Consider the following 13,286-nt stretch of genomic DNA (forward strand, 5'->3'; position numbering starts at 1 on the left):
AATTGCTTACGGCCCTCACCACCAGGAAGGAGTTGGCGGTGAGGGATTGATTCATAGTCCCTTAGCTTGAGAAGGCGAGGTGAAACAGCTCTAGCGCACTCTCATCCCGGGCTTTGCTCCTTCATGAGGTTCCAGTATCCAGAGTTCGTCTCCTCCTGGGCCTGCTGCCAATACCATTCCTTCGGAAACGCCAAACTTCATTTTCCGCGGAGCCAGGTTGGCAACCATAACCGTGTGTTTGCCCTGCAATTGTTCAGGTTGGTAAGCTGATTTGATACCTGCAAATACTTGGCGCACTTCGCCTCCAAGATCTAACTCCAAACGAAGTAGTTTATCCGCCCCTTTGACAGCTTCCGCTTTGCTGATTAAGGCGATACGCAGATCCAGTTTGGCAAAATCGGCATAATCAATCTGCGCTTCGATTGGTTCGTCCTTGAGAGGGGAGTTGGAATCATGTGTCGCAGCCTGTTCTTGTGACTGTTCTTCCATGGAAGCTGTGACCATGGATTCAATGCTGGTTGCTTCAATTCGGGTCATCAAAGGTTTGAATTTTTTGATTTCATGATTTGTCAGAATGCTGTCAAGGGATGTCCAATCCAAACTATCATTAAGGAAGGTTTCCGCTTGTCTTGTTGTTTCCGGCAGAATAGGTTTCAGGTAAATCATAAGAATTCTAAACAGATTAATACCGACGGAGCATACATCCTGAACTTGCTGCTCCTGACCTTCCTGCTTAGCTAAGACCCAGGGCTCCATGTCGGCGATATACTGGTTGGCACGATCAGCGAGAACCATTATTTCTTTGACGGCCTTACCAAATTCACGCCCTTCGTAATATTCAGCGATTAAATTACTGGCAGCTACAAAGTCGGCAACTAACTGTGGTTCTGTGCAGTTACCGGAAAGAACACCATTGAATTTCTTTGTGATAAAGCCTGCGCTACGGCTGGCGATATTGACAACCTTGCCCACCAGGTCCGAGTTTACCCGCTGCGCAAAGTCCTCCAGATTCAGATCCAGATCCTCTACTCTATTGTTGAGTTTGGCTGCAAAATAGTAGCGAAGGTACTCCGGGTCCAAATGGTCCAGATAGGTTCTGGCTTTAATAAAGGTGCCGCGAGACTTCGACATTTTCTTGCCGTTTACGGTCAGGAATCCGTGAGCATGAACAGCGGTAGGGGTTCTGAAGTCAGAGCAGCTCAGCATGGCTGGCCAGAACAGGGCGTGGAAATTGATAATATCTTTGCCGATGAAATGGTACAGCTCGGTATCTGAGCCCTTGGCCCAGTAATCATCAAATTCCAGCCCGTCCGTGTTGTCACAGAGTTTCTTAAAGCTGGCCATGTAGCCAATAGGAGCATCCAGCCATACATAGAAATATTTTCCGGGTTCTTCTGGTATCTCAAAACCAAAATAAGGAGCATCGCGGCTGATATCCCACTCCTGCAAACCGGAGTCCAGCCATTCAGACAGCTTGTTTGCTATCTCATCTTGTAGAGTTCCGCTGCGTGTCCACTGCTTTAGCATCTCAGTAAAATCCGGAAGCTTAAAAAAGAAGTGGGTGGATTCTTTGTTAACGGGTATGGCGCCGGATATTGCAGAACGAGGGTTTATCAGTTCGGAGGCGCTGTAGGTGGCCCCGCAGGCTTCGCAGTTATCGCCGTATTGATCATCGGTTTTGCACTTTGGACAGGTCCCTTTGATAAATCGATCGGCCAGAAAGAGTTCTTTTTCCGGGTCAAAAGCCTGGGTGATTGTTCGTGTGGCAATATGCCCGGCTTTTTTGCAACGCCTGTAGATCAGTGCAGATAACTCGCGGTTTTCCTCTGAATGAGTGGAGTGGTAGTTATCGAAACCTACCCGAAAGTCTGCAAAGTCTGCTTGATGTTCCGCGCTGACCTGGGCAATAAGTTCTTCAGATGTTATGCCCATTTGCTCTGCCTTGAGCATGATAGCGGTCCCATGTGCATCATCGGCACATACGTAGTGACAGGTTTCCCCTCGCATCTTCTGAAAGCGAACCCATATGTCAGTTTGGATGTACTCAAGCATATGGCCGAGATGGATTGAGCCATTTGCATAGGGTAGGGCGCTGGTGACAAGAATTTTACGGGGTGCTTTCGACATGGGGTTTAAGATTCCAAAAATGCAGATCAAGTAAAATCAGTGCCTGCCTGGAGGCACTTGTATGTAGTTTTGTTTAGTGATGCTTTGGCTGTTGATCCTGGGCCAAAACATATCATTAAGTCTGGTTTTTTCGCAATGAGCTTGCAGCATGCACGACAGATCTTCAGTCGATTGTATACGTAACATGGCTAGTTACAAGGCGAAGTTGAGTGTTGCCTGGGGTTGGGGTGGGTTAGCGGGCGAAAAAAGGGGGCGAGAATCAAGAATTGGGCAGCGTTATCCGGGGTATCTGTTAGAATGCCTCGTTTTTGCAGGTCAGTAATCGGCGAATACGATGAATATGGGATCGGTTTATCCAGAACGTTATCAGCAATTGCTGAACGAGAAAGCAGACGAATTGAAGCAGTTGTTCCGCGAGTTTGATCCTCCTGAGCTCGAAGTGTTTTCCTCTCCTGAAGATCATTATCGGTTGAGAGCTGAGTTCAGGGTTTGGCATCAGGATCATGATATCTATTACGTGATGTTTGAGCGTGGAAGTAATCGTGTGCCGATTCGTATTGATCAATGCCCAATGGTGGCTGAACCAATCCATGACATTATGTTTGATTTGCTTGAGGAAATAAAAAAGATCCCAGAGCTTGGGCGGAAGCTATTTCAGATTGATTTTCTCAGCACGCTCAGTGGGGAGGTTCTGGTTACATTGCTTTATCACCGTGCGATCGATGAAAACTGGTATCAGCTGGCACGTCCTTTAAAAGACAAGTTCGGCATTGATCTTGTTGGCCGTAGTCGCAAAACCAAATTGCTGCTTGATCGTGATTTTGTGATTGAGAAAATGTCAGTAGGCAATGACACGCTGATTTACAAACAGGTGGAAAATAGTTTTACTCAGCCTAATGGTCGCGTCGCAGAGAAAATGCTGGACTGGGCAGTAGATGTCACTGCTGACCATACCGGTGATCTGCTGGAACTTTACTGCGGTAACGGAAACTTCACTATTGCGGTGGCGAAGAATTTTGATCGGGTGTTGGCGACAGAAATATCAAAGACCTCCGTTAATGCGGCGCAATTTAATATCCATGAAAACGGATTGGATAATATCAACATCATCCGTCTTTCCAGTGAAGAGTTTACCCAGGCAATGAATAAGGAGCGGGAGTTCCGTCGTTTGAAAGATATTGATCTGGATAGCTATGATTTCTCCACCGTGTTGGTTGACCCGCCTCGCTCCGGGTTGGATAAAGACACAGAAAATCTGGTGCAGAGCTATTCTAGAATTCTTTATATATCCTGTAATCCTAATACGCTCAAAGACAATCTTCTGGGACTTAGTGAAACCCATGCTATTGAACGTTTTGCTCTTTTCGATCAGTTCCCTTATACCGATCACAAAGAGTGTGGGGTCTGGTTGGTGAAGAAAGACAGCAAAGGATAGGTGTCTGGATAAATACTTGACATAAATAGTTGGTTTTATGCATTGTTGTCCCAATATAGTCATTAAATAGCTAACAATGGGTCAATAGAGGTCGTTTATTGTTAGGTGGCCTTGGTGGTCTAACTGCTTTATCAGGCTGGTAGACAGAATTCAATGTGATCCAATTCACTGGTTCAGGAGAGCCCTATGACAGGCAGTATTGAAAGCGCCGTTGAGCAGTTGCTGGGCGAATACGTTCCGCCCTATCTTGATCAGAATTTAAAACAATCACGAGCCGTGAAAAAGTTACTCGTTCGAGATGGTAACGTTGATGTCGACATTGAACTGGGATTTCCGGTAGCAACGGTTGCTGCAAGAGTAAAAACCGAACTGGCTGAGCGATTGTCGGCCTGTGAGGGTGTTAACAATATCAGTATCCAGGTTCGTTCAAAGATAGTTGCCCACCAGGCTCAAAAGAACATGAAGAGTATCGGCAACGTAAAAAATATCATTGCGGTGGCTTCAGCAAAGGGCGGGGTCGGCAAGTCCACAACTACCGTCAATTTGGCCTTGGCGCTGGCTGCTGAGGGAGCTAGCGTCGGGATTCTGGACGCAGATATTTATGGTCCCAGTCAAGGTGCGTTGCTTGGTATTAAGCCGGGCGAGCGGCCGGAGGCTGCAGAAAATGCGATGTATCCTATACGGGCTCATGGTATTCAGGCCATGTCTATGAGTTTTCTCGTGGATGAAGATCAGCCTATGGTCTGGAGAGGGCCTATGGTTAGCGGTGCGCTTCAGCAACTGCTGACGCAGACTCTTTGGGAAGATCTTGATTATCTTTTCATCGATATGCCGCCAGGCACGGGTGATATCCAGCTGACTCTTTCTCAGAAGGTTCCTGTTACGGGGGCAGTGATTGTGACCACGCCACAAGATATCGCTTTACTGGACGCCAAAAAGGGAATTGAGATGTTCCGTAAGGTTGAGATCCCGGTATTGGGTGTCGTAGAAAACATGAGCTTACATACCTGCAGCCAATGTGGACATAGTGAGCCTATTTTCGGAGAAGGGGGAGGCGCGCAAATAGCACAGCAGTATCAAACGGAATTGATTGGCCGTTTACCTCTGGTTATGGGGATTCGTCAGCAGGCTGACAAGGGTATCCCGATCGTTATTTCGGCTCCTGATTCCACAGAGGCGAAAGAATATAGAGATATCTCCCTTAAGATGGCTGCTTGCCTGGCTGCTAAAGCGAAAAACTATGCAAATGTTTTCCCGGAAATTGTTGTTCAGAACAATTGATCCTGTCTGGGGTGGTGCTTCGATCATGAGCCACATAAGGCCGCTCCAGTCACTTTTGCGAGCACTGTAAAAATAGAGTTTTTTTTTGTCTGTTCGGGTATGATTGCTGGTTTGCTTTTGGTGTCGTCTGAGAAGACGCATTTTCTAGGAATTGGTAAGGTTTATGGGCATCAAGTCTGATAGGTGGATTCGCCGCATGGCGGAAGGACACGAAATGATTTCGCCGTTTGAGGCTAATCAGGTTCGTACGGCGGGCGGGGAGCGGATAGTGTCGTATGGTACTTCGAGCTACGGCTACGATGTGCGATGTGCGAACGAGTTTAAGATATTCACTAATATTAATTCCTCGATGGTGGACCCCAAAGATTTTGATGAACAAAGCTTTGTTGACGTGGTTTCTGACGTTTGCATCATTCCGCCAAACTCTTTTGCGTTGGCGCGAACGGTTGAATATTTCAAGATACCAAGGGATGTGCTAACCATTTGTTTGGGGAAAAGCACTTACGCCCGCTGTGGAATTATCGTCAATGTCACGCCGCTGGAGCCTGAGTGGGAAGGTCATGTTACGCTCGAGTTTTCCAATACAACTCCGCTACCGGCGAAGATTCATGCTCATGAAGGTGTGGCTCAGATGTTGTTCCTTGGTGCTGATGAAGTTTGTGAAACTTCGTACAAGGACCGAAGCGGTAAGTATATGGGGCAAACGGGCGTCGTAGTCCCTAGAACATAACTTTTGAACAGGCAGAACTGTCCAGGCATAAATACTGACCATTCAGTGATTTCCTGTTGATTGCCCTGAGCGTAGCCGGATGTCGTAGTGATAACTCCGGCTAGTGCCTGCTGACCATGGCTGGACCCGTGTGGTTGACGTATGAAGCTGGTAATTGCATCAATCGTTAAACCTGAACGAGATAAGATATATAGGCTGCAAAGATAACGTGACCATTCCTGATTTTGAGAAGATAACGGCGTTTTGGTGCGAAGTGGTTAATACCATTGAGCATCTGTTAGATGAAACTGACGAGTTCAATGCTCGTGAAGTTATGACCCATTATGAAGATAGTCTTAGGATGATAGACCAAAACCTTACTTTTCATTTCGAGCGGGATGAGAAGGATGAGCGTATCGAGATGGTGTTTGGTTGTGATGGTTACGCTCAGTCGATTGCCTCAGTATTAAGTCTGGTGGACGCGGCGCCAACGATTGATGGTGTGCAGGTGATAGCATTCAACCACCGGCATGATCCGTTGCCAACGTCTATCAGGATCGGTGAGGATGAGTTTGAATTAGACGACTTCTGGTACTCCTTCCGTATTGAAAGTGGCGAATTCCATCTATCTGTTTTTGTGAAAAATTTAGACGATCAGGATCAGAATCCAGCCGTTGAAGCCGTTATGGTTTTTTTGGACGCGCTACTGGGTGAGTTTGATTTGATGACCAGAGTAGCCACACTCAATTGGTATCCGCAGCCCTCGGTGCCTGAAGATCACGGCTTGCGGCCGTTAGTCGAGCTGCGTGATCAATTTGATCAGTCCCGGGCAGATATTAGTTTGATTGGTGTTACCTTACATTGATGCGGCTGATCGGTTGCCTTGTGCTGCCGGGGCCATTCCCTTCAGAAAGTACAGATCCTACTGAGCCGCATATACCCTTATCGTTTTAGTTATTAGTCTGTATTTCGATTATTTGAACGAACGTACTCTTTCTCCTCGTCCTGATCTTCATAGTAATGCTGTTGTAGCATTTATACTCCCCCTTCGTTCTGGTTTTTGGCAGCCCTTGCCGAAATCCAAACCTCTATGGACAATTGCTTGCCTCAGATCAGTTGTCGGGCGCAGCTCATAATACTTTAGTTGTGGCTTTCGGGTAATTAAAGTATGTTACTCGGTGAGCCTGAAATATCCCTATATTTCAGGCTAGTAGGTGTCAGATGTGATATTCGGGTGGGCAACTATACTATATGCTGTAATAGCATGTAGTCAGGATCAGGATGTCGCTTCTAGATATGGACAGGCTCAACAGACTGGGGCGGTGCTATTGATTGCAGGCTCTGGTAGCCATTCGGTTTGATCATTTACTTTGATTAATGATGGTTTGTTCTGACAAAAGGCTATCGGTTTTAATAAGAATTCTCACGTGTTGTTTGGATTATTCAGGACAATAATTAGATGAGAGTCGATAATAAATTTTTGGAGAGCGGATAATGGTCCAGCGACTTGGTCAACTAAAAATAGGTCAGAAGTTGGTTCTTTGTTTTCTGGCGTTAGGTGTCCTTCCCGCATTGATCATCGGAATATCGAGCTTGAGGGAGGCCTCTCATGGCCTTGAATCTCTGGCATTTAATTCCCTTGAGGCAGTCAGGGAGATCAAGAAAGCGCAGTTGGAAAAGTATTTTGATGATCGCCAGAATGATATGGATGTGCTGGTAAAGGTGGGGGGAACCCTCCGTCAGCAGGCGCTGGAGAAGCTCACTGCCGTAAGGGAGGTTAAGAAAAAGGCAGTAGAGAACTATTTTCGAGTAATGAAGCGGCAGATACAGACGTTCTCTGAAAACCAGATGATTAAAGAATCTATGGTGAACTTTAATGATCGTCTCGAGACTTTTAGAGATTTTAATGACATTGATGACGAAGGGGTCAGGACTTTTAGGGAAAAACTTAAAACTTATTATCTTGAAGAGTTTGCCAACGAATATAAGTCAGCTAACAGTGGCAAAAGTCCGGCGGATATCGAGGCCAATATTGATAACCTGGATGATGACGCGGTTGCCCTGCAATATTACTACATAGCAGATAATCCTAACCCTCTCGGATCTAAAGAAGATTTGGATCGCGCAGCGGATCTATCCAGTTATACTCGTGCCCATAATTACGCCCATCCGACAATACGAAGCTTTCAACAGAAATTCGGTTTTTCAGATATCTATTTAATTGATGGCAATAGCGGTCGCATCAGCTACTCGGTGACTAAAGAGATTGACTTTGGAACCTCTCTTGTTGACGGACCCTATGCCAAGTCAGCGTTAGCAGGGGTTTACAATAAGGCTAAAAGTTCCTTCTTTAAGGATGCCGTGTTTATTTCCGATTTTGATACCTATTTCCCTTCTTATGAATCTCCATCCATGTTTGTCGCCTCTCCGATTGTTGATGGAGACGATGTGGTTGGTGTTGCTGTATTTCAGTTAAACATAGATCGAATCAATTTGATGATGGCTGAGCGCACCGGGTTGGGGAATACCGGGGAAACCTATCTCGTTGGTGGTGATTATCTGATGCGTTCCGACTCCAACTCGGATTTTGACCGGTCTGTGGAAGAGTCTCTAAAGAAGCCCGATGTTGGTCGTGCCGAGTCCAAGGCAATTAACCTGGCGCTGGCGGGGCAGTCCGGGTCCGGGGTGATTGTCAATTACCTGAATAAACCTGTTTTATCGGCCTGGGTTCCAGTGCGGGTGGGTAACTTCAGCTGGGCTTTGTTGGCTGAGATCGATGTTACCGAGGCTTTGAGTCCTGTTGATGAGAATGGTGTTCCTTTTTATGAAAAATATGCCAAGCAATATGGTTATGAAGATCTGTTGCTGATGAATCCGGATGGATATGTTTTTTATACCGTAAAAGGTGGAAAAGATTCTCGGATTAATATGCTGACAGGGGAGTTTAAGGATACTAACCTGGGGCAGTTGGTGAAGGAGGTGATAGCGGGAGGAAAGTTCGGCTTTGCTGACTTTAGCCCCTATGCTCCCAGCGATAATCAACCAGCAGCTTTTATTGCGCAGCCGTTGATCCACGAGGAAAAGGCGGAGTTGGTTATCGCATTACGGCTTCCGTTAGAGGGTATTAATGCGATTATGGCCATACGCGATGGTATGGGAAAGAGTGGAGAATCCTATCTGGTTGGGCCTGATCACCGCATGCGATCAGATTCTTTCCGAGATCTGGAGAATCGTTCGGTGGCTGCATCCTTTGCGGGTAGCGTTGAGGCAAATGGTGTTAATTCATTGGCGGTTAATGAAGCGCTCAATGGTAGTAGTGGTACACAGGTTTCTACCAATTATAACGGTGAACTGGTGCTGTCAGCTTATGCGCCGCTTACCGTGGGTGGGAAAACCTGGGCAATGCTTGCAGAAATTGACGAATCTGAGGCGTTTGAGTCTCGTGAGTCGTTGCAGTGGATGACCATTGCAGTGTTGATTGTCAGCGTTGTTGTAATCATTTTCGTCGGGATATTCCTGGCTCGGCGTATTAGCGCTCCGCTGGCAAGGGCAGCTCAGGTTGCTGATTTGGTTTCTTCTGGCGATCTGACAACGGAAATTGAGGTTAAGAGTCAGGATGAAATCGGTAAGCTCCAGGGGGCTTTGAAGGAGATGACCGATGGTCTGAGGTCGATGGTTTCGCAGATCGGTTCATCGGCTGATCAGCAAGCTTCAGCCGCTGAAGAGCTGGCTTCAATTACGGATCAGACCCGGGACCATGTTCAGGAGCAGAATATGAGTACCGAGTTGGTTGCTACGGCCATAACGCAAATGAGCGCCACCGTTCAGGAGGTCTCCCGTAATACTACTGAGGCAGCCGAGGCGGCTACGGAGGCTAATAAGGAGGTCGCCCATGGTAATGCCGAGGTGACCAGCGCGATCGCAGCCATACATAGCTTTGCTGCTGAGGTGGATAGTATGGCCGGCACGTTGAAGAGCGTTGAGGAAGGGGCCGAAAATATCGGAGGTATTGTTGATGTGATCAACGGAATTGCCGATCAGACTAACCTGTTGGCGTTAAATGCAGCGATCGAGGCGGCCAGGGCGGGAGATCAAGGTCGTGGTTTTGCTGTGGTTGCCGATGAAGTTCGCTCGCTGGCACAGAGTACCCAGGACTCTACTAAGCAAATTGAACAGATGGTCAGCAAGCTACAGGAAGGTGCGAAGGCTTCTGCAGAGGCTATGGACCGGGGTAAGGAGCAAATGACTCAGGTCGTTCGTCAGGCAGAAAGTACCGGGGAGGCTCTGACTCGCATTAACGAGTCTGTAGATCGTATCAGTAGTATGAATATCCAGATTGCCAGTGCAGCGGAGCAGCAGAATGCGGTGGCGGAGGATATCAATAAAAACGTCAATCATATCAGCGAACTGTCACAGCAGACAGGCTCTGACGCAGAGCAGATATCAACCGCTAGTGAAGAGCTTGCTCGTTTGGCTGCCGATCTGCAAGCTCAGACGCGACGATTTAAAATGTAGTGGCAATGGTCAAAGGTTGCTGAGAGCAGTCTTTGATCCTGTCTTTGTACCAACCGGCTAGCTACGGTTTGCGATTGGTCGGTAGGCACACCGGATATGGAGAAGGTTGCTTGGGTTTCTTCATATCTGTAATCGCGGTGCGTATCGACCTGATGTTTTCGCTGAAATAGATCCTGGCTGAACTCTGGGGTGATTTATGCTTATAACAAGCATCGCAAAATACTTGTTTCTTTTGGCTCTTCTGTACCCGCATACGGTATTGGCAATCACCTCCGAACCAGATCCGGCCGAGTCTGCATCGCTTTATGAACAAGCGTTAATGAAGTTTCATAGCGGTGAGATTGATATTAGTGTTATCCACCTGAAAAACGCCCTGCAGGCTGATCCTTCTTTTCTTGCTGGTCATGTATTGCTGGGCCGTTCTTATCTCGAGCAGGGATATGCGTCCTTGGCGATCAAAGAGTTTAAATCGGCTTTAACGTTAGGGGCTGACAAGTCACTCCTTGTTGAGCACTTAGCTCGAGCCTATCAGTTGCAAAGAAATTTTAAGCAATTGCTGGCAGAGATCTATCCCGGTAATTATGGCAAGCGTTTAAATGCTTTCATTCTGGTAGCGCGTGGAGAAGCATATTTTCAGTTGGGGAGATTGGGTAAAGCCAGGTTGGAATTTGCTGATGCTGAAAAAGTTGATCCTGGAAATGTAGATGCTTTACTGGGAATCGCTACAGTATTGCTTCGACAGGCGCGCTTCAAGGAAAGTGATGAGTTAATAAACAGGGTGATTGCCCTTTCACCGGAAAACCCCGCAGTCTGGTATACAAAGGGTGCGTTGTATCACGCACTTTCAAAATTTGAAGAGAGCAGGAAGTTTTACTCGAAAGCGTTAGAGTTCTCGCCCGGGCATTATCAGGCAAAACTCGCTCGTGCTGGTGTTCTGATGGATGATGGTAACTATCAGCAAGCTGAGAAAGATCTCTATCTTCTGTATAAAAAATCTCCAGAAGACCCGCAAGTCGCCTATTTGCTTGCAACGACATTGAGACAGAATGGCTCCCGGAAGAAAGCTTCAGAGATAATGAAGGAAGCAAAACAGCATCTTGAAATACTCCCCCCGGAAATCATTAATGACCACGGCCCTACACTCTTTTTAGCAGGTCTGATCAGCTACGATCTGCAGGAGTATCAAAAGGCAAAGTCTTATCTGACGAGTTATGTGACTCGTTTTCCTCAAGAGGTACGACCTCGCATAGTTCTGGCAACGATCTATCTGCAAGAGCAGGCACTGACTAAGGCCTCCAAATTGTTAGAACCGGCTTTGGATGTGGCATCAAATGATATTCAGGTTCTCCTGCTGTTGGGAGACATCTATATGCGAAAACGGGAGTACTTCAAAGCTTCCGAGATGCTGGAAAGGGCCGCTCGAGTGTTGCCTGAAAATGTTGGCTTGATGACCAGCAGAGGTCTAAATGACATTATTCGTGGTTTGCATGATAAGGGATACCCTAAGTTAAAAGAGGCGTTGAAGCGTGACCCTCAGGCAGGGGCTGCAGGATTTATTTTGGTCACATCTCTGCTGAAAGAAGAACGATTTCAGGAGGCATTGGAAGTTGCCCGATTACTAAGGGGTAAATCTCCAGATAATCCTTTGGTGCTAAACCTGGTTGCAACAACTCAAGTGGAGGCAGGAATGCTTTCTGCTGCAAGGAATACCTACTTAAGAACGCTGCAGCTTGTTCCTGATTTTTATCCTGGACAGGTTAATCTGGCTAAGCTGGAGCTTGTTGAACGAAACCTGGATAAGGCCGAGGAGCAGTTTTTAACATTACTGGAACAGTGGCCAGATCGTCTGCATCTGATGGTTGAGTTGGCCAGAGTGAATGTGCTTCGAGGAAGCCTGGACAAGGCCATTAGGTGGCTGGAGAAAGCGTATCGGACTGACAGGCAGTTTTTTGGTGCGGGAGTGCGTCTTGTGGATCTGTATCTTCGTACTGGAAAAAATCTTGAGGCATTAAGGATTGCTCAAGAAATGAAATCCAACGGTGGTCGTGATACTCAGGGTAGTGATATTCAGGTTCTCACTGCTTTAGGGCGCGCTCAGCTGAGTACCGGTGATGCTCTCTCAGCCAGTATTACTTTTAAAAAAGCCTCTGAGCAAGCGAGCTTTCAATCCTTGTCCTCTCTGTCAGAGATTGCGGAACTCCAAAGCATAGCCGGCGATTTGGATGGTGCGATTTATTCCGTTGAGAAGTTTATTGCAGCCTATCCCGGAAAGGATGCTGCGTTGATTCAGTTAATCGGTCTTCAGCTGAAGAGAGGTCGGCTTGATCGTGCTGCCGTTGGTATCTCTCAGCTCGAGAAAGGCGGATCTACAGGTGTTACAGAACGGCTTAAGGGAGATCTGAAAGTTGCTGAGGGTGACCTGCAAGCCGCGCTTCAACACTACTTGCTTGTTCTAGAAGCGTCTCCCGTCAGTTCTGTTGCTGCACGTGTTTCTCAGGTTTATTTGATGCTGGGGAAAAAAGATGAGGCACTGGTGTTTGTTGAGGGTTGGGTGGAGCGGTTTCCGGATGATGATATGCTGAGGGAAATTCTGGCTCAGGGCTACCTGTCTCTGGGAAGACTGGATGACGCCAGGGTCCAGTTTGAGTCGTTGGTGGAAAGAGGGCGTGCTGGCGCTCTTGTGTATAATAATCTGGCAATTATTTATAACACTCAAAAAGATCTGCGGGCTGAAGATTTTGCTCGTAAAGCCTATGGGCTGGATCCTGATCGAGCCTCCATTTTAGATACCCTGGGGTGGGTGCTGGTTAAAAAAGGAGATTCGGAAGCAGGGTTAAGATTGCTGCGTAATGCGTTTGCGCGCGCTTCGACCAATCCCGAGATACGCTACCACATCGCTGTGGCTCTCAAGCAGCTGGGGCGCTATGAGGAGGCGAGGCTGGAGCTTGAAGCAGCTGTCAAGGAAGGGGTTGGCTTCTCTGAATTGGAAAATGCCAGATTTCTTCTGAAGGAGCTGGAGCAGCTTGGGGTTCAGAAACAATAATTTTATGTCAGAATATTTTACACTGTTGTTTTATTTGTTTTGATCATCATTTTTAACAATTTGTTTTTAAAGTCTAAATCTGTTTTGGTCTAATTCTTGAAGCATTTTTCGATAAACAGGTGTTTATTTGGAAGAGGGCTTTTGTGCACTCTTTCATAATCCCAGATTCTGGATTG

7 protein-coding genes are annotated in these 13,286 nt (G+C 47.0%); 6 read left to right on the forward strand and 1 reads right to left on the reverse strand.

Annotated elements, in window-relative coordinates; all coding sequences use genetic code 11:
- Nucleotides 1-90 precede the first annotated feature (90 nt).
- Complete coding sequence (gene metG / locus BGP75_RS24730) at nucleotides 91-2,127, reverse strand: methionine--tRNA ligase (protein ID WP_076721574.1); 2,037 nt, start codon at nucleotides 2,125-2,127, stop codon at nucleotides 91-93.
- A gap of 334 nt (nucleotides 2,128-2,461) precedes the next feature.
- Here metG and trmA point away from each other — a divergent pair, with 334 nt between their 5' ends.
- The 6 genes from trmA (at nucleotide 2,462) to prsT (ending at nucleotide 13,110) form a co-directional block, all read left to right on the forward strand.
- Complete coding sequence (gene trmA, locus BGP75_RS24735; RefSeq protein ID WP_076721575.1) at nucleotides 2,462-3,562, forward strand: tRNA (uridine(54)-C5)-methyltransferase TrmA; 1,101 nt, start codon at nucleotides 2,462-2,464, stop codon at nucleotides 3,560-3,562.
- 186 nt (nucleotides 3,563-3,748) lie between these two features.
- The gene (gene apbC / locus BGP75_RS24740; RefSeq protein WP_076721576.1) at nucleotides 3,749-4,843 is read left to right on the forward strand and encodes an iron-sulfur cluster carrier protein ApbC; all 1,095 of its coding nucleotides are present in this window, start codon (nucleotides 3,749-3,751) and stop codon (nucleotides 4,841-4,843) included.
- A gap of 163 nt (nucleotides 4,844-5,006) precedes the next feature.
- The gene (gene dcd / locus BGP75_RS24745; RefSeq protein ID WP_076721577.1) at nucleotides 5,007-5,573 is read left to right on the forward strand and encodes a dCTP deaminase; all 567 of its coding nucleotides are present in this window, start codon (nucleotides 5,007-5,009) and stop codon (nucleotides 5,571-5,573) included.
- A 208-nt stretch (nucleotides 5,574-5,781) separates the two neighbouring features.
- The gene (locus BGP75_RS24750; RefSeq protein ID WP_233153022.1) at nucleotides 5,782-6,417 is read left to right on the forward strand and encodes a hypothetical protein; all 636 of its coding nucleotides are present in this window, start codon (nucleotides 5,782-5,784) and stop codon (nucleotides 6,415-6,417) included.
- A gap of 629 nt (nucleotides 6,418-7,046) precedes the next feature.
- On the forward strand, nucleotides 7,047-10,067 hold the full coding sequence (locus BGP75_RS27120; RefSeq protein ID WP_076721578.1) for a methyl-accepting chemotaxis protein: 3,021 nt from the start codon (nucleotides 7,047-7,049) through the stop codon (nucleotides 10,065-10,067).
- 196 nt (nucleotides 10,068-10,263) lie between these two features.
- Nucleotides 10,264-13,110 (forward strand): XrtA/PEP-CTERM system TPR-repeat protein PrsT, encoded by a 2,847-nt coding sequence (gene prsT, locus BGP75_RS24760; protein WP_076721579.1) that lies wholly within the window; start codon nucleotides 10,264-10,266, stop codon nucleotides 13,108-13,110.
- Nucleotides 13,111-13,286 lie beyond the last annotated feature (176 nt).

Source organism: Motiliproteus sp. MSK22-1, from assembly GCF_001968815.1.
Taxonomy (GTDB): domain Bacteria; phylum Pseudomonadota; class Gammaproteobacteria; order Pseudomonadales; family Balneatricaceae; genus Motiliproteus.

Coding starts and splice junctions, on each gene's coding strand:
- metG (WP_076721574.1), bottom strand. CDS start 2,127: ATGTCGAAAGCACCCCGTAAAATTCTTGTCACCAGCGCCCTACCCTAT.
- trmA (WP_076721575.1), top strand. CDS start 2,462: ATGAATATGGGATCGGTTTATCCAGAACGTTATCAGCAATTGCTGAAC.
- apbC (WP_076721576.1), top strand. CDS start 3,749: ATGACAGGCAGTATTGAAAGCGCCGTTGAGCAGTTGCTGGGCGAATAC.
- dcd (WP_076721577.1), top strand. CDS start 5,007: ATGGGCATCAAGTCTGATAGGTGGATTCGCCGCATGGCGGAAGGACAC.
- BGP75_RS27120 (WP_076721578.1), top strand. CDS start 7,047: ATGGTCCAGCGACTTGGTCAACTAAAAATAGGTCAGAAGTTGGTTCTT.
- prsT (WP_076721579.1), top strand. CDS start 10,264: ATGCTTATAACAAGCATCGCAAAATACTTGTTTCTTTTGGCTCTTCTG.